The 17,547-nt window shown below is 67.8% G+C and carries 11 protein-coding genes; 5 read left to right on the top strand and 6 right to left on the bottom strand.

Annotation, left to right across the window (positions count from 1 at the left end):
* Positions 1-94: 94 nt before the first annotated feature.
* Both RIE32_09885 and RIE32_09880 read right to left on the bottom strand, forming a co-directional pair.
* Entirely contained in the window at positions 95-766 is a 672-nt protein-coding gene (locus RIE32_09885) for a thioredoxin family protein (protein ID MEQ9096561.1), read from the bottom strand.
* Between the two features lie 57 nt (positions 767-823).
* Positions 824-1,753, bottom strand: a complete 930-nt coding sequence (locus RIE32_09880) for a protein-disulfide reductase DsbD family protein (protein MEQ9096560.1) — start codon at positions 1,751-1,753, stop codon at positions 824-826.
* Positions 1,754-1,851: 98 nt separating this feature from the next.
* Between RIE32_09880 and RIE32_09875 the strand changes: the two genes are divergently transcribed.
* Entirely contained in the window at positions 1,852-2,370 is a 519-nt protein-coding gene (locus tag RIE32_09875; GenBank protein MEQ9096559.1) for a rhodanese-like domain-containing protein, read from the top strand.
* Between the two features lie 100 nt (positions 2,371-2,470).
* Here RIE32_09875 and RIE32_09870 read toward each other — a convergent pair whose 3' ends face one another.
* Positions 2,471-9,937, bottom strand: a complete 7,467-nt coding sequence (locus tag RIE32_09870) for a hypothetical protein (protein MEQ9096558.1) — start codon at positions 9,935-9,937, stop codon at positions 2,471-2,473.
* Positions 9,938-10,363: 426 nt separating this feature from the next.
* A complete protein-coding gene (locus RIE32_09865; GenBank protein ID MEQ9096557.1) occupies positions 10,364-11,068 on the bottom strand; it encodes an amino acid racemase in 705 nt (234 codons plus the stop codon).
* Positions 11,069-11,185: 117 nt separating this feature from the next.
* On the opposite strand from RIE32_09865, the gene RIE32_09860 reads away from it, so the two are divergent.
* The 4 genes from RIE32_09860 (at position 11,186) to RIE32_09845 (ending at position 14,608) form a co-directional block, all read left to right on the top strand.
* Complete coding sequence (locus RIE32_09860; protein MEQ9096556.1) at positions 11,186-11,695, top strand: iron-sulfur cluster co-chaperone HscB C-terminal domain-containing protein; 510 nt, start codon at positions 11,186-11,188, stop codon at positions 11,693-11,695.
* Positions 11,696-11,712: 17 nt separating this feature from the next.
* The gene (locus tag RIE32_09855; protein ID MEQ9096555.1) at positions 11,713-13,056 is read left to right on the top strand and encodes a CNNM domain-containing protein; all 1,344 of its coding nucleotides are present in this window, start codon (positions 11,713-11,715) and stop codon (positions 13,054-13,056) included.
* On the top strand, positions 13,053-14,021 hold the full coding sequence (locus RIE32_09850; GenBank protein ID MEQ9096554.1) for a CNNM domain-containing protein: 969 nt from the start codon (positions 13,053-13,055) through the stop codon (positions 14,019-14,021). Before RIE32_09855 ends, RIE32_09850 begins: the two co-directional genes overlap by 4 nt.
* Before the next feature lie 95 nt (positions 14,022-14,116).
* Positions 14,117-14,608 (top strand): thioredoxin family protein, encoded by a 492-nt coding sequence (locus RIE32_09845; GenBank protein ID MEQ9096553.1) that lies wholly within the window; start codon positions 14,117-14,119, stop codon positions 14,606-14,608.
* Between the two features lie 37 nt (positions 14,609-14,645).
* Here the strand turns inward: RIE32_09845 and RIE32_09840 are convergent, their stop codons facing one another.
* Both RIE32_09840 and RIE32_09835 read right to left on the bottom strand, forming a co-directional pair.
* Positions 14,646-16,784 carry a hypothetical protein gene (locus tag RIE32_09840; GenBank protein ID MEQ9096552.1) on the bottom strand — a complete coding sequence of 713 codons (2,139 nt, stop codon included), beginning with the start codon at positions 16,782-16,784 and terminating at the stop codon, positions 14,646-14,648.
* Positions 16,781-17,547, bottom strand: a 767-nt coding sequence (locus RIE32_09835) for a hypothetical protein (GenBank protein MEQ9096551.1), incomplete at its 5' end; no start/stop codon positions are given. The genes RIE32_09835 and RIE32_09840, both read right to left, overlap by 4 nt.

The following is a 17,547-nucleotide window of genomic DNA, read 5'->3' as shown; positions in this document are numbered from 1 at the left end:
GGATCATAGATCGGAGGTCGAGGCGGCTGGCCTGAAACGAAGCCCGGGGGGGCGTATTAACGCCCGCCCGAACGGGTCGCAAGAGTCTGGACGCTCAGTTGCGGTACTTCACGGTGCAGCCGTAGGCCTGCGTGCGGCTGTTGGCGATGGTCTCGCCGGCCAGGTGAGCCTTGAGGGCTTCGTCGACGTAGTTGACCTCACCCATGGTGCGTGCGCTGCGGTCGCTGTCGATGGCCCCGTGGTAGACAACGGTGCCATCCTTGGCGATGACGTACATCTCGGGGGTGCGCTTGGCGCCATAGGCCTTGCCGACCTTGCTCTCGGGATCCATCAGCAAAGGATACTCGATTTTGTACTCTTCGACGGCCTTCTTGTTTCGCTCTTCACCCGACCCCTGAGATCCGGGGTAGTTGGAGTTGATGGCCATCCACACGACGCCCTGGTCGGCGTACTTCTTGGCCAGTTCCTTCATCGTCTTGGCCGTCTGGTGGTGCTTCTTGACGAACGGGCAGTCAGGGTTGAACCACTCGATCACGACGGCCTTGGTGCTTTCCTTAGCCAGCACGTCCTTGAGGCTGTGCTCCTTGCCGTCCAGGTCCTTCAGGGTGAACATGGGAGCCTTCTCGCCCGCGGTCACGCCCTGCTGGGCCGCCTGGCCGTTCATGTTGCCATCCTGGCCGGCCAGGGCCACGGAAAGGCTCGTGGCGGCGGTAACCGCCGCGATCGTGCTCATCATCGCCATGCCGTTGCGTTTCAGCCATCCCATGTCGGGCTCCTTGTTCCTCTGGGCCGGGTGTTCGGCCGGTTTCGATGCAATGGTTTATCAACCGCCTCGCGCAGAGCTTTGCCCCACGCGCTGGCGGACACGAGTCAGAATCCGTGCATTCTCGGGCGACTTCAGGCCATCGGGTCCGAAGTCGATCTGATACCACGAGGCCGGTCCATCGCCGCGACGCACCTCCAGAACGCCCACGAGGCGTCGCTCGTCGGCCGTCGAAAGGTCGCGCTCTGCCGGTGCAAGCCGGAGCATGAGCGTGTCACGCTCGACCTGTCCGTCGTCGAGCGTCGAGACGAGCGAGGCCGAGGCCATGGCGGGGTAGAACGCCATCGCCGAGGCGCCCGCAAATCGAACGCTCACCGCCTCATCGCTCCAATGCAGCGAAAGCTCTTCCGGAGCGGTTTGTTCTGTAATGGGCTCCGGCAGCTTCGCGGCCGCCTTGCCCAAGTCGGAGTTAGTCGACAGGCGGCCCTGCTCTTCGCCCGCATCGCCCTGAGGTGCTACAACGTTCAGTTCCGTGGACACCGGGCCGAAGCCGGGCAGGCAGATGTCATTGCACACCAGCCACTCAACTTCGCCAGAGATTGCCAGGCTCGTGCCGGCTGCCGCGTCGGGTGAAATCGTCACGGGCACCAGGATCGTCGGGCTCCCCTCGTAGACATGGTCCAGGATGTTGCCGGGCGACACGTATCGCTGCGGTGCGGGCCAGAGCATGGGGCCCACGCTCACACCCTCGGGCACCGTCCAGTCCACCATGGGGGCAAAGCCGGTATCGTTGCGTCCGTCCCAATAGATGTGCCAGTGGTCGGCCAACTCGAAGCGAAGGCCAAGCAATACCGTCTGCCCCGGATGCACCTCGGCTGCCTCTGCAATCAGTTCTACCTTGGAGACGTCTTCGGCATCCTGGGCCACGGCGGGCAGGGCAGACGCCGCCAGGGTTGCCAAGATCGCGACGATTGCAGGCGTTGTGTCCAAGCGCACCTCCGGCTGATCCCGCGAGACGGGTGATCGCATAACGTGACCCACCCAGCCAATATTTCCAAGGTTCCGGAACGGAAACACAAGGATACAGGATGCCCCCTACAACTGCGATCGATCCGCGAAACGCCATGCGTCATGCGTCCGCCCTCGGGCTGTGCCTGGCGGTCGCCGCTGGCGGTTGCAACATGGGCATCACCGACGCCGACATCGAAAACGTGTCGCTGACCGAGGTTCGCTTGCTCTGGCTCGAACAGCAGGAGAACCCCGACGAGCCACTGCTCATGCTCGTCGACCCCCGCCGCCGGGATGCGTTCGAGGGGGCAAGGCTGCCCGGCGCCGTCCACGTAACGCTGCCAGACCTGGCGCTCCAGTCTCGCACGGACCCGAACGTGAGCCAGTACGAGCACATCATCGTGTATGCCGAAGGCCCTGGCGCCCTATCCGGGCGGGCCATGACCAAGCGGCTGCTGGTGCTCGGATATGACCAGACGCGTCTGTTCGGCGGGGGCGTGGTGGAGTGGTCCGACGCCGGGTTCCCGATCGCCCAGGGCCAGCCCGTGAACGAGGCCCCCAAGCCCACGCCTCGCGACGTCCGTCGCCCGGTGCCCTGAGCCGATCGAACATTCCGAGACCATAAACACAACGCCCCCCGGAAGCGATTCCCGGGGGCGTGTGCTATTTCAATTGTCGCAGACCGATCCGAACGAGGCGTCAGGTGATGATGCGCTCGAGCGGGTTGGTCAGGCCCAGCGGCGCGCCGGCGTTGGTCCAACCACCGTCGAGCACCAGGTCGTAGTGAGTCAGCGAAGCGATGATGGGCAGGTTCGAGCTCACCTGGATCGAGAAGAAGTTCAGGGCCTGACGATCGATGATCGGGGCGAAGGTGTCCAGACGCAGGTTGTTGAACCCGCCGGCACCCACCTGACGCACGGTGTTCTCGGTGGAGCCATCGTTGAAGAACAGGGTGATCTCGACCGCGATCGACTCGCCCGTGGGGTTGAAGAAGCTGAGCGTTTCGAAGTACGTCAGGCCAGCCTCGGCACTGTTGAGGAATGCGTCACCGAAGAACCACGTGGACGCGGCGGTGTTCTGCGTGGCGATCGCGTTGGCGTCGCCGTTCTGACGCTCGAGCGAGACGCCCGCCAGCGGCAGGCTCGACTCGATGGTCAGGCCGGCGGACACGTCCGCAGCCAGGCTGAGGTCCGCGGCACGGAGCACGACCGTCTGGCCCGCACCGATCTCGCGCGACACGCGGACGTTCGGCAGCGGCGCGGTGATGTAGTCGCTCGTAATGGTGACCGTAGCGATCGAATCGTTGGGGTTGTAGAGGACGAGTTCGCCCGTCACCTCGGCGCCCGAGGTGAAGCTGGGCACCACGTTGAAGGTGGCCCCACCGGTCGGGTCACCCAGCACGCCGAATGCCTCGCCGTTCACCAGGTCATACTGGCTGAGGGCGGCGACGATGCCGATGCTCTCGGTAATGGAGCCATCGGCGGGCTCGCTGGTGAGCGTGGCGCCGAACACGCCAAGCGGGAGCTGACCAAGGTTGCTCAACTCCCAACCGCCTCGGCTGGAGGCCTGGACGGTCTGCTGGATCTGCACTTCGCTGCCGGCAACGACGGTGCTCAGGGTCACCACCACGTCGTGGTCGTTGGGATTGAAGAAGACCAGGAACGACTCGACCTGCCCGGGGCTGCGCTCCAGGCGACCAAAGGCCCAGGTGTCGCTGGTGACGGGCGTGAACGCCTCGCCCACGGCACCCTCGAAGTCGTAGTGCGAGAGCGTTGCGCCGAGCTGGCCATCTGACTCGATCACGATCGAGTAGGGCTCGTCGGTCGCCACGCCGGGGAAGATGAACTGCCCACGGTCGGCGATGGTGACGCCGCCACGGCTGCCCGGCTCGAGCGTCTCGTTCTCGACGAGGGTCATCTCGCCAAGATCGGGGTTTTCGTAGTACAGGCGGATGGTATAGCTGACCGACTGGCTCTGGCTGGGGTTGCTGATCGACACGTACTCGCTGATCGAATCGTTGACGAAGCCCTCGGGGTAGTAGAGGAAGAACGTCTCGGGCTGCGTGTCGATCCGCAGGGTGTACTCGCCCGTGGCCGAGTTCAGGCCGCTGACGAGCAGGTAGTAGGGCGTACCAGCACCGGCGATGTCGAACTCGACCGAGGCGTTGACGCCCTGGAACCCGGTGGTGTCCTTGGCGATCTGCGCGGGCGTGGCGCCCCCGCCGACCTGCTCGAACACGGTGAGGTCGACGTCGAGCAACGCACCGGTGGGCGTGACGACCTGGACAAAGGTCCGGCCGCCAGCCAATGGGTTGATGCGGAACAGGTCGCTGTCGCGCGCCGGGTCGATGCGGCCGGTGATCTCGGCGTTGCCGGTGCGCTCATCGAGTTCGATGACGGTTGCCTGGCTGAACTGGCCGCGGTTGGCGTGGTCATCGCCGGGCGTCGGGATGACGTCGGGCGTCGGACCATCGATCGAAACCGTGTAGGCCCCGGTGGGGAACATGCTCGAATCGTCGAGCTCAACGAGCAGGAAGAATCGCTGGCCGGGCATGCCCGACGCCACGATGTTGGTCTCGATGACGCCCGCCTCGGGCGCGAGATCGCCCGCGCCGCCGTCGACGATCTGCGTGAGCAGGCTGGTGCCCGCGTCGAAGACGCTCAGCACCGGGGTCACCATCTCGTCCGTCGCATCGACCCGCACGACGTGCTGTTGGGGCGTCGTGGATGCATCGACGATGGTGTCGAAGAAGAACAGGTCGGTATCGTTCACCGTGCCGATGATGCCGTCGGCCTGGCCATCGCCCGTCTCGGTCGAAAGACCGATCTCGCGAGCGATCTCGAACTCGCCCTCGTTGGGCGTCTCGTCGGCGGTGGGCGTCGTCGCGTTGAGCGAGTACGACCCGGTGTCGGTGGTCACGCCGCCCGTGCCATCGCTGCCGACCAGCACGTAGTACTGGGCCGAGCGGGTCACGTCGAAGCGGAAGCTCGCGGCCGAGAAGATCGCGTCGGGGCCGATGACCGTTGCATCGGTACCGGTGCCCAGGTTGATGACCGGGTTGAAGTCGGCGTCGAACACCCGGATCGTCGGACGCAGGGTGCTCAACTCGTTGCTGACGGCCGAGAGCAGTGCCTCGCCGCCGCCAGGAGCGGTGAACACGAAGAGGTCGGTGTCGTCGGAAGTCTCGATGACGCCCGCACGCTCGCCCTGGCCGGTCAGCGGCGCAACGTTCAGGGGCGAGGCGAAGGCGAACTCGCCCTCGTCGGGATGGTCGTCGGTGGGCGTCGAGGTAATGGTCAGGTCGTAGGTGCCGCTGCTGCCCTGCTGATCGGCACCCTCGACCACGATGTAGTAGTCGTTGTACGTCCGCATCGTCGCCGACGACGTGCGATCGGCGCCGGTGACCGGGAACGTCACGCGGGAGTTCACGGTACCGGCGTTGATGTTGTCATTGAACGCGATCTGCAGGAAGATCTGGTTGCCCGCAGGATCCTCGCTCACCTCGTACACGCGGACCAGCGGGTCAAAGCCAAAGCTGGTCGACTCGACGTCGATGGTCAGCTCGTCGTAGCCGGGCGTCGTGAAGCGGAAGATATCAGTGTCACCCGGGTTCTCGATGGCACCCGAGATCTCTCCCAGGCCCAGGAAGTCAAGGATCTCGATCTCCGTGGCGTCGATCGGGCGATGCGCGTCGGCGTAGTCGTCGGCTGCCGGTGCGCCGTCGACCTCGACGGTGTACTGACCCTGCAGGCCCACGTTCGCGTCCACGCGGATGATGTACTGATCGCCCTTGTTGGCGAAGAACGTGACTTCGGCCGGCGCGGTCCGCGTAGCCGCTGTCGGGTTCACGCGAACGTTGCCCTCGCTGTCGTAGATCGTCACGCGAGGCTGGAACTCGGTGGGCACATCGGCGCTGACCGTGACGGTCACGTCTCCGGTACCCACGGCATACGCGAAGAACGCGTCGCTGTCCTCGACCCCACCCGAGCGGGTTCGGATCTCGCCGCGGATCTCGCCCTGGCCCATCTCGTCGATGGCCAGCGGCGTGTCGTAGGTGTAGAAGTCAAAGAACAGCGGGCTGAAGTCCTGGTGGTCGTCGGCAAACTCGAGGTTCGGCGAGCTGTTGATCAGCAGTTCGTACGACCCGAGGGCACGACGCCAGTCGACCAGGTCCGGATCGCTCGAGTAGGCGTCGAGCTGGCCGCTTTCGACCACGATGAAGTACACCTCGCCACGCTCGGTGGGCACCACCACGCGTGGGTCGACGTTGTTGAACACGCGGCCCTCGATCTCGCCGTTGCCGCTGTCGCCGTAGAAGAAGTCGGCGTTGTCGCCGGTCAGGTCGAGCGTGCCAATCGGCTGCTCCTGGCGAACGCCGGCAAAGCCCTCATTATCGTTGTTGGTGGCCAGCAGCTGGAGGTCGTTGTTGAACACGCGGATCTTGCCGTCCAGCGGGCTGTCGTAGGTCTTGTTGACGATGCGGCGGTCGAGCGCCGGCGGGAAGACATTCAGATCAACGATGTCCTCGACGAATTCATCGGTGATCTGCTGGGTCGCGAGGCGAATCTCGGTCATCCCGTTGTCGGGCGCCCGGAAGAAGTAGATGTCAAAGTCTTCGATGCGCTCGATGGCGCCCAGTTCCTGGTACTGCGTCACCAGGAAACCGCTGGGCGTCACGTCGTATTGACGCACTTGGTACGCGGCGTTGGGCAAGCCCAGGAAGTTCCGGCCGTCACCGGCGCCGGTCGAGCCCAGCACGATCTCGGGAGCCGCGTCGAACTCCGAGCGGATCAGGTCGAGGCCGCCCGGCTCGGCATACTGGCTGATGACGTCGTCGAACGTACCGTCGCCGTCCACGTCGGGCGGCAGCGCATCGACGATCATGGACACGTTGTAGCGGCCGTTGCCACCCACCGAGCTGATCTCGAGGTAGTACTTCTCGCCGGCCCAGAACTGCGATTCCTGGCCGTCGCCGATGTCGATGACCAAATCGTCGGCGCTGAACTCCGAGCCCTGGATGGACGGATCGAACGCGCCCGAGGGATCGGGGAACGGCGGTGCGATGGTGTCGTTGGTATACACCACGCGGAAGGCCGAGTCGTAAATGCGAACGAAAGTCTGCGCACCGGGCAGGAAGTCGGGGCTGACAACCAGCGAGACACGCGTCGCAGGCCGGTCGTCGCGGTCCCACACGCCGGGCAGTTCATCGTTGAAGTTCTGCAGCGCGAAGACCGTGTCGGTCGAGCCCAGCCCCATGGGCGTCCACGTCCACACCAGCAGCGCCGTATCGAACGTGAGTTGGGCCATGCGCGAGACGGTCTGGCCATCGGCAAGCGTGAACTCGCCGCCGGCATACAGCACGGGGTTCTCGGCAAACGGCGCCGAACCCACGCCGAATTCCTGGTCCACGAACACGACAAGGCTGTGCACTGGAGCGTTGAAGTCGATCGGACCGCCGAAGGGCAGGTCCGAGCCCAGGGACGTCCACCCGCCACCGGGAACGAACGAGCCGATGAATCCCAGGGGCTGGCCGAAGTCGGTCGCCGTGAAGTCGCCGCCGACGATCAACTCGTCGAACAGGTCCTCGCCCGAGCCGTCGCGGTCCCAGGCTTCCAGGGCGCGAACGGTGTCGTTGACGCCGCCGCCCATGATGTCGAAATCGAACTCGCCGGGTCCCATCGCGGCGCCGGGGTCGACGCTCACGAGCACCACGTTGTTCGCGCCGTTGCCTTCGACATCATCAAAGGTACCGCCAATTGCCATGGCCTGGATCGGATCGCCCTCGTCCTGCGGGATGAGGATCGTCTTCATGTCCAGTACGATGCCATCGCCGGCGCCAAGGCCGATGTTGATGGTCGGTCCGACGGCCAGGCCATCGTCTTCGAGCACCACCGATCGCACCACGCCGCTGTCGCCCGCGTAGTACAGGCCCAACTCGTTGGGATCGCCCATCTCCGGATCGGCCGGATCCCATACCTCGATGGCGTAAACGTTGCCGCCGGCCGGCGGAGCCGGGGCCGGCAGCGGCGCAAAGGCGCCATCGGCGATGAAGTCGCCCGGCTGGACGGTGTACGAGCGGATGCCGCCGGTGAACTCGCCGCCCACGATGAGCTGGCTCTCGATGTCGTCCTCGGGGTCCAGGTCGAAGACGCCGAAGTCGAAGACCGCGCCGTCGAGCCCGCCCGCGAGCGGCGTGAGCACGTATTCCTCGACGCCGGGCGTCGGGTCGTAGGCATACGCCGCGATGAACGGAGCGGCCTGGAAGTCGGCAAACTGGAACTCACCACCCAGGATGAGCGCCGTGCCGCCGATGTCGGCCGAGGGATCGTACTCCCAGGTCGTCATCGTGTAGATCGTCATGTCGACGCCAGCGCGGACGGGCCACCAGTCCTGCGCATCCCAGATGCCCAGGAAGTCGCGCGTGATCGGGCCACCGGTGTCGTTGTCGGTGCCCTTGATGATGAACGAGCCCTCGCCGCCGGCAAAGAGCGCGTCGCCCGCATCGTCATCGTCGCCGGCGTAGTCGCCCAGCATGTCTACGGGAAGCGTGAACTGGAACAGGTCGGTGTCGCCGAAGCTGTGGATGCGTCCGGTGCCCAGGGCCTGCTGCACGTAGGAGCGATCGGCCACCGGGTTCACGACGTCGTCGAAGAGCCCGTTGGGGTCGACGAACGTGCGGGTGTAGAGGAAGGGATCGCTGAATCGCAGCGGCGTGGCGGCATCGAACTGGCGCCGGACCAGATCAAACTGATCGGGGTTGGTGTAGCCCTCGCCGGGAGAGAACTCGATGGGGTTGCCATCGGGATCATCGCCTTCCAGGCGATCGACGTGATCATCCACGTCCTGCGTCGGCAGGAAGGTGTGGTTGCTCTCGATCAGCAGGTCGTACTGGCCGCCGGGCGGGTTGTCGAAGGTTTCAACAACAACGAAGTACTCGGTGTTGCCATCGAGCTGGATCTGCAGGTCGGCAATGCCGGCCAGGTCGCTGAAGCCATCGAGCGTGGCGTTGCTGTCGTACAGGCGAACTGCGGGCTCGGGCAGCGGCACCAGGCCCGTGCCCACCGCGCCGACGAAGGTCAGTCCCGAGCCCTGCGTGGTGAATCGGTAGATGCGCGTGTCGAACGCGCTGGAGATGGCGTCGGTCACCTGGCCACGGCGGATGACCGGGTCGATATCGACCGTCGTCGCCGCCATTTCGGCGTTGAGCTGATAGGCGCCCGTCGACCTCGGATCGGTCGAATCGAAGCGGTCGCTGCGCACGCGGACGTAGAACACGGCGTCGGCGGCCGACTCGACCACCTCGAAGCCGGTGAGCAAACGGCCCGTATCACTGTCGCCGGCCACGAAGCGACCCTGCTCGTCGTAAATGTCGATCCGGGTGTCGAGCTGCGAGGGCGGCATCGCGGGAAGGGCGGCGTAGAACGTCGCCAGCGAGTTGAACGCGCTGTCGCTGCCAGCCTCGATCCGGTAGACCACGTCCTCGCCGACCATCGTCAGGCTGCCCGCGGCCGAGCCGGCGCCGAATCGGGCCGGGGGCGTGGGCATGGGATCAGTCTCGATCACCAGGTCGGTGTTCGTGATGGCGTCGACCCGCACGGTGTACTCGCCGGTGGTCATCTGGCCGGCGTTGTCGACGTCGCTGAGCACGCGAACGAAGTAGGTCTCGCCAGCCTCGGCCAGGAACCCGGCCCAGCCATCGGTGAACAGCCCGTCGGACAACTCGCCCTGCGAGGATCCCTGCGCGACCAACATGCCGTCGATGTCGTAGATCTCGACGCGCGAGTCCAGGTCGGAGCCGCCCGCCACGTTGAGCGTGTCGGCCCAAACGGTCACGAAGTCGGTCTGCGGGGCCGTGAAGCGGAACAGATCGTCGGCCAGCGCGGGCGTGACGTCCTCGATCTCGCCATCGACCGTGCCTTCGCCGGTCATGCCGTCGAGCACGATCTCGGTGCCCGAGGTGGGCGTCAGCGGCAATTCGAAGCTCGGGTGGTCGCCACCCAGCAGGATGCGGGCTTCCAACTGCTCGACGATCTGGCCCGTGCCGGAACGCTCGGTGCTCCCTTGCTGGCTCAGGGCCTTGCCGGCCGAGCGATACAGCGAACTGAGACGGCCAAGGCCGAAGGTGGACTTGGCGTGGCGGGACGAACCGGTACGTTGGCCACTCATGATGATGCTCCAGTTATGGATCGGCGTCTGGCCGGCTGGGGTGCTCGTGGGACCCTTGGCGGGGTTGGTGCGGTTGCCATCCTGCCCGGGGCTGGTCGGTCAGGGGGCCTGCTTGTTCACCGGTGACGTGGTTCACCGGCACGCTCACGTGGGGCGGGATGCAGGGCCTGCGCTCGACCGTGTACGCTCTCGGTCGGCGAAGGATACCGCCTGTCGACGGCTCCCGCCTTGCACGCGGATCTGCTCGGGGTCAGGATACCAGCGGGCACCCCCACTTGTCCAGCCCATTTTTCCAACCCGAGCGTCTCGTCACCTACGTATTCGCCCCCGAGCGAGCCAGGGTTGCACTCCACCTTGTCGAGATCCGGCTATCAGGCCAAGGCCCGGGAACCGCGCAGGTCCTGCCTCTGTACGGTTTCAGCACCGCTAGGCCGCCGTAGGTCCCACGGCCCTTTGGACCGCCGTGACGACCTGGATTTCGCCCGGGTCGTACAGCGGCAGCGGGCAATTCGAGCTCGAAAGCAGCAGGGGAACCTCGCTGGAGCCCATCACGATGGCTTCAGCACCGCGGTCGGCCAGGCGACCGATGATCTCGCCCAGCCGTCGCCGGGAGGCCTCACGCGTCTCACCCAGCACGAGTTCCTGAAAGATGATCGAGTCGACCTCGTCGACCTCTTCCGGGCTGGGCGTCATGACCTTGACGCCCCGCAAACCCAGGTGCGTCTGGTAGGCCGATCCGTTGGTGACCATCCGCGTGCCGAGGATTCCGACGCTCTGACGGCCATCCTGGCCAACCTGATCAGCCAACAGCGATGCCATTGTCAGCCAGGGAATCGGGCAGCCTGTCTCGGCCATCTGCACGGCGTGCTGCACCACGTGGTCGGGCGTCAGGCAGAACTGGGCCCCCGCCGCCGCCAGACACTCGGCAGACCGCCTCAATAAGACGCCCACAGATTCCCAGTCCTGTTCGCCGATGGCGCGAAGATACTGGTCGAAGGGCTCGCCGTGCATGGTGACGCACGGACGGTCCTCGGGCATGGTCATCCGCGTGGCGTGGCGGTGGAACTGGCGGTACGTAAGGACGGCGCCCTCGGGGCTCACGGCCACGATCCCGACGTGATGTGATGGCAAGGTCGGCCTCCATTCCATGCCGGTCCCCGCGATACCGGCCCCTCCGCCGGGGTCATCCTCGCCGATTCGAGCCGACGGGTCAACCCCAAATCGAGCCCGGCCTATCCTGTCTGCTCCATGCCAAGCAGCCCGTTTGACATTCTCGGCTTGCCCGCACGCTTCGATCTAGACCGATCAAAAATCGAACAGGCGTACCTCGCACGCATTGCCAAGGCCCATCCGGATCTTGCCGCGGGCGACGGCGACGCAGATCCTTCGACCCTGAACGAAGCTCGAACGACCCTGCTGGACCCCGAAAGACGTGCTCGCGCCCTTCTGGCAATTCGAGCACCCGATGCGAAGGCGCCACCTCTTTCGCCGGACTTCCTGGCCGAGATCCTGGAGGTCCGCCAGGAAGCCGAAGAAGCCGTGGCCTCCGGCGACGAGGACGCCGTGGCGCGCTGGCGCCAATGGGCGACGGACCGGAGGGCCGATCTCGCGGCCGAATTGGGCACGCTGCTCGGCTCGGGTAGCGAACCGCTCGACCCGATGCGTGCGTCAACGGCCGCCGGGGTGCTCCAGCAATGGCGATACTTCGAGCGAATGCTTGAGCAGGTGGGCGTGCCCGCGCACGCACCGGACGCCTGATTCGCGCAGGCCGACCCATGACGCCCAGCACCGATACCTCGACCGAGTCGATGACCCAAGGCCTGCAAGCCGCCGCCGAAGGCGGGAGCAGCCTTGCCATCGGGCTCATCGCCCTGATGGCCGTATTGCTGGTCGGCTCGGCCGCCGCCTCGGGCAGCGAAACCGCCCTGTTCGGCCTGACCCACGGCGAGCGCGTGGCGTTGCGCCGTCACACGCCCAAGGCGGCCAAGACGATCGACGACCTGCTGGCCAAGCCACGACGCCTCCTCATTTGCGTTCTGCTGCTCAACATGGTGGTGAACGTGCTGTACTTCGCAGCCGCGGCGCTGCTGCTCCAGACCACGCGATCGCCGCTGCTCGGCGTGCTCGCGGCGGTGTTGCCCCTGGTCTCGATCATCCTCTTCGGTGAGATCCTCGCGAAGCTCGCGGCCGACACGTTCCGCACGCGCTGGGCGCGCCTGGCAGCGCCCATGCTCATGTCGGTCAGCGTTGCACTTGGCGGCCTGTTGATGGCCATCGACGCCCTCGTCGTGGCGCCGCTCTCACGATTGATCCACTTGGCGCCTATCTACACGCCCCACGATGCGTCGGCGATCCGCACGCTCATCCGGGCAGGCGCACACGGCGGCACGATCGACGACCACGAGCAGGAATTGCTCGAGGGCGTCGTCGGGTTGAGCAACGTCCGGGCCCGCGTGGCAATGACGCCGCGACTCGACCTGCCCGCGGTGTCGCCGCACATGCCCATCGGCGACCTCGTGCAGTTCGTGCATCGCACCGGCGCCCATCGCCTGCCGGTATTCGATGATCGCGGCGCCACGATCACGCGCATCCTCGACGTCAAGGCGACCCTCGCACGCGGCCGACCCATGCTCGAGAAGCCCATCTATGTGCCCGAGAACGCCAGGCTCGACCGCGTGCTCAACCAGCTTCGAGAACGCAAGGCACGCACCGCAGTGTGCGTCGACGAGCATGGCGAGAGCACCGGACTGCTCGACTTTGCCGACCTGTTGCGCGGGTTGGTCGGCATGCCCATCGAACACGGCGAGACCGGGGCCGACGGCATCATCATGGTTGGCCTGGGCTGCTGGAGCGTGCCCGGACGCATGCCCGTCAGCGAACTGGCTCGCCTGTTCACCGAGCATCGCGCCCAGGACTTCGACCTGCCGCCCGAGGCCGTGACGATCGCCGGAGCCGTCATGGCTTCGCTCGGACGCCTGGCCGAGCCGGGTGATCAGGTCGACTTCGGACCCGTGCACGTCGAGGTCGAAGTGGTCTCCGGGCGCACCATCGATCGCGTGCTGCTCCGACTCTCGTCGCAGGTGCTCGAGCCACCGTCGCAACCGGAGGCCTCAAAGTGAGCAGCGGCGAAGCCGTCATCTGGTCGCTGGTCGCCCTGCTGGGATTGCTCGGTTCGGCACTGGCCAGCGGGCTCGAGATGGGCCTCTATTCGCTGGGTCGGCTGGGACTGGAGACCCGCGCGCTGGGCGGCGATCCCGCGGCACTCACGCTGCGCACCGAGATCCGTCGCACCGATCGCCTGCTGTCCACGCTGCTGGTGCACAACAACGTCTGCAACTACATCGGCGTGCTGGGCGTCTCGGCCCTGCTCGGTGCGGCGGGCATGGGCCCCATCCTGACGCTCGTCGTGCAATCGGTCGTTGTGACGCCCATCATCCTGATCTTCGGCGAGTCACTGCCCAAGGAACTGTTCCGCACCGGCGCCGACCGGCTGACGTACCTGTTCGCGCCGATCCTGCGCGGCCTACGCGTGTTCTACGTCATGCTGGGGGTCGTGCCGCTGGTCATGCTGGCGGGCCGCGCGATGACCTCGCTCATCGGCGGCGCCGGCCTGGGTGGCTCGTCGGACGCGCGGCAACGCATGGCCAACATCCTCAAGGAAGCGGGCGGCCCCACCGGGATGAGCGACGAGCACTCCACCCTGCTCGACCGCGCTCTGGCACTCGGCCGCGGCCGCGTGGGCGACGAGATGCTGTCCTGGTCGATGGCACAGAAGGTCCACGCCGACTGGTCGCACCAGCGCATCCGTCGTGCACTGGGCCCCACGCCGGCGACGACCGTGCCCGTCACCGATGGCCACGGCCGCGTCCTTGGCGTCGCGTCGGCCATTTCGCTGCTGGCGGGCGAACCCACCGAGCCCGATCGGCTGCGTCCGGCGGTGCTCGTGTCGCCCGACACGCCCTCGGTGGTCGCCATCCGGCGCATCCTGGCGGCCGAGGCCGACCTGGCGATCGTGGTGCAGAACGGCAAGCCGGTCGGCGTCGTCAGCTTGAACGATCTGGCCGAGACGCTGCTCATCCAATAACCCGAAACTGCTTCTCGAGTGCCGCCCCGCACGCGAATAGAGCCGCCGATTCGTCGGTTGGGCCGCTGCGCACACCGCAACGGAAAGGACCCGCCATGGACGACGCGACGACGCAGCCCCCAGTCACCGAGGAACCACAGACCCGATCGGGGCGGCCCATCGCGGGCATCTTCTTCACGCTCACGATCGTCGTCGCTGCGGGCCTGCTGCTGGCCCGCATGATCGTCGGTGGTGGCCCGCCCGCGCCGGCGCCCGAGTTCATGCCGGTAACGACCGATCTGTCGTCCATGACCTTCGGCGCCGACCTTCCCGTCGTCGCGGTCGTCACCGCCGACTGGTGCGGGCCCTGCCAGGAACTCAAGCGATCGACGCTTGCCGATGATCGCGTGCGTGAACTGCTCTCGCAGCGCGCTCAGCCGGTGATGATCGACGGCACCGACACCCAGGTCGCCATGCCCACGCTCGAGCAACTCGGCGTGCGTGCCTTCCCCAGCACCATCGTGCTGCGAGACGGCAAGCCCGTGGCGATGCTCGAGGGCTACGCCAGCCCCGACAAGTTCCTCGCCTGGCTCGAGCAGGAACTCTGAATCAGTCTGATTCGAGTCAGGGATCGCAACAGCACCCTCAGCGATCGAGGCTGGCTTCGACCGCCCGCAGGCGCTGGCCCCACGGCTCGCCGCCAAGCTCTTCGTCGATGCCGCGCAGCTTCAGCAGGTAGCCGCGAAGACGGGCCTCGATCTGCTCGGCGCTGCGCTGGCTCCCGGCGCCGGCGCGCACCCGCCGCTCGTCGTTGAGCAGTTCGAGCAGCCGCGTCCACACCAGCCAGTAGCGTCCCTTCGGGTCATCCGGCTGCAGCGACCCGGATGCCTCCAGGTACGCCGCGAATGCCTGCTCGGGCAGATCGAGCACGTCGCTGGCGCGGGCCCGCAGGATCAGCGCATCCAGCCCCGGCACGTCCTTGACCGCGGAGATCACGCCCACGGCGTCTTCCCGGCGTCCGCGATCGATGAGCGCCGAGGCCAATCGCAAGCCCAGCGCTGCCGGATCGATCTCGGTCGCCTCCGGGTGGGCCCGAGCAAACTTCAGGGCGGCCTCCAGCGTCTCCAGCGATGCCGCATCGTCGCCCGCGCGCCCGACGAGCAGCGTGTGGGCCGCACCAGCGAGCGCCACCGCGTCGGCCCGCGTCCGCGCATCGTCGCTGGCCATCGCCGATTGGGCCAGGTCCAGCGCCCGGCGCCAGTCCCGGTCGGCGGCCATCAAGCTTGCGGCCAGGCCCAGCCGCCAGCGATCGGCCGACGCGTGCCCGGGGGCCTGCCGCAGCGCCGCATCCAGCAGCGCGCGCCGGTCCGCGGGCTCGAGCGCCTCGCCCGCCCGTCCGAGCGAAAGCGTGGCGGCCGTCGGCAACAGTCCATCGAGGTTCGCCTCGGGCTCGTCGAGAAGCGCTCGCACGAGCCCCAGCGCCGCCGTGCGCCGCGCCAGAGTGGCGTCATCCTCGCTCGCGTCCTGGGCGGTGGCCAGCCAGAGCCGGGCCAGCAATTCCATCGCCGGAACGCGCTCGGCCATCGCCGCGCCCGCCCCGTCATCCGCCCCATCGCCCGTCTGGTCCCGCTCGATCAGTCCGACCAGCAGCGGAATGGCCCGTTCGTCCAGATCCGGACGATCCTGCGCCACCAGCGCTCGCGCGGCGCGGAGAACAACGTCGGGCGCGACGGCAGCCCAGCCGTCGTAGACCTGCGCGATGGCCGCCAGGCGATCATCGGCCAACCCGGCGCGCTGGGCGCGCGTCCCGCCGAGTTCGGCGCGTTCTTCCAGGCCCATCAACGCACGAGCGCCCGATTCCAGGCGGCCGCCTTCCACGAGCACCCGCGCCCGCGCTTCGGTGGCCAGCACCAGCAGCGCCGGATCGACCATGCCCTGGCGATCAACGAACGGCAGGGTCTCGGCGGCGTCGGCGATCGCGCGGGCCTGCGCATCAACGCCGCGTTCCAGGCGGGCGCGAAGCAGGGCCGCCTCGGCGTGCGTGGGCGAGCCGGGCGGCGCCCGCTCGCCGGCGCGCAACGCGTCGAGCCGTTCGAGCGCCCGCTGCTTGCGACCGGGCAGGTGCACCTCTGCGATCGCCAGCGACGCATCGCGGATCGCCGCCGCCTCGCCCGAGCCCACGCGCAGGCCCTCCAGCAGGTTGGCCGCCTCGGCCGCGTCGGCATCGCGCCCCCCGCCGGCCACGCGCAGGGCCATGGCGCGGCCCATCAAGAGCGGGCGGCGGACGGCCTGTTCGGTCTCGGCCAGCCGGCGGTTGAGCGTGCGATCGCCGGGCGCCAGCTCGCCCCCCGCGTCAAGGATCGCCCGCTGCCGCTCGAACCGCGCCTCGATGCGCTCGCCCGCGCGCCGGGCCATGCCGTAGGCCGACTCGGCCGCGCGCAGCGCCTCGTCGCGGCGCCACTGGCCCATCAGCCCCACCACCAGCCGCGCATCGGCCAGCGAGAGCGTCAGCCGGGCCAGCTCGTCGGCGGCCTGGTCGAGCATCCAGATCGGCGCGTGGGCGTCCTCGGGCAGGGCGCGCATCAGCGCGGCCCGCTCGGCGATCGCCAGGTCGAGCGCGGCGATGCGCTCCTGCGCCGTGGCGCCCGGGCGGGCCGCGCTGGCCACCGCCGCGTCGACGCGCGCCACCATCAAAGCGCGCTCACCAGCAGGATCCTGCGCCTGGACCGGACTCTGGGCCGCCGCACCAACCAGCCACAACGCTGCGACGCACCACGCCCTCATCGCCGGCGCAGCTCCGACTCGGGCAGCAGGCGGTACGAGCCCGGCCCGCCCCCGTGCTCGCGCGCGATGGCGCGCATCACGCCGGTTGGGTCTTCTTCCAGGAACTGCACGCACTTGACCTGCACCAGCCTCGCGGGCGGGCCGAAGATGCTCCTGCGCACCGGGTTGGCGCGCTCCAGTTCGCTCAGGATCGCTTCGCGGCCCGGGCCCCAGTCGCCCGCGCCCGTCGAGCCGCCCACGCCGCTGCCATCGGTCCGGCGGATGCTCCGCGAGAGCAGGAACACCACCTCCGGCTCGCGATCGATCGCCGCCAGCAGGCCGTCCAGCGGATTGCTCGCCCCGCGGGCCTGCACGCCGTCGAGCCAGGCGAACAGCTCGGCCTTGCTGCCCGGCGTCGCGCGGCGCAGGCCTTGGGGCGGAAAGGCGCGCACGCCCGCGTCCTCATCGCTCGCGCGGCGCCCGAAGAGCACCACGGCGAACCGCTGGTCGTCGCCCAGGGCCGAGACCGACCGGCGCAGCTCCTCGAGCACGAAGGGCAGGCTGGTGACCATCGCCCCGCTGCCGTCCACCGCATAGACCACGCTCGAGGCACGGCTGGCCGAGACGCCCGCGAAGCTTGCCCCGTCGAGCGCCGGCGCCCGGGCGCCCTCGCGCAGGCCCGCCAGCGGCTCGCCCCCGCCCGTGCCGCGCTCCAGCAGCGGGGCCGACGCCTCGCCCGGGCCGGGCCCGCCGCGATCGAGCGTCGCCGCGCCGGCCTCGGGCG

Source organism: Phycisphaerales bacterium (genome assembly GCA_040221175.1).
Lineage (GTDB): Bacteria > Planctomycetota > Phycisphaerae > Phycisphaerales > UBA1924 > JAHCJI01.
The sequence above is the reverse complement of the archived record's forward strand: the minus strand, read 5'-3'. Positions and strand labels throughout refer to the sequence as shown.

Bases quoted from the DNA above. Each gene is read 5' to 3' on its own strand.
- RIE32_09855 (MEQ9096555.1), top strand. From the start codon at position 11,713: ATGACGCCCAGCACCGATACCTCGACCGAGTCGATGACCCAAGGCCTG.
- RIE32_09885 (MEQ9096561.1), bottom strand. From the start codon at position 766: ATGGGATGGCTGAAACGCAACGGCATGGCGATGATGAGCACGATCGCG.
- RIE32_09875 (MEQ9096559.1), top strand. From the start codon at position 1,852: ATGCCCCCTACAACTGCGATCGATCCGCGAAACGCCATGCGTCATGCG.
- RIE32_09870 (MEQ9096558.1), bottom strand. From the start codon at position 9,937: ATGAGTGGCCAACGTACCGGTTCGTCCCGCCACGCCAAGTCCACCTTC.
- RIE32_09860 (MEQ9096556.1), top strand. From the start codon at position 11,186: ATGCCAAGCAGCCCGTTTGACATTCTCGGCTTGCCCGCACGCTTCGAT.
- RIE32_09840 (MEQ9096552.1), bottom strand. From the start codon at position 16,784: ATGAGGGCGTGGTGCGTCGCAGCGTTGTGGCTGGTTGGTGCGGCGGCC.
- RIE32_09845 (MEQ9096553.1), top strand. From the start codon at position 14,117: ATGGACGACGCGACGACGCAGCCCCCAGTCACCGAGGAACCACAGACC.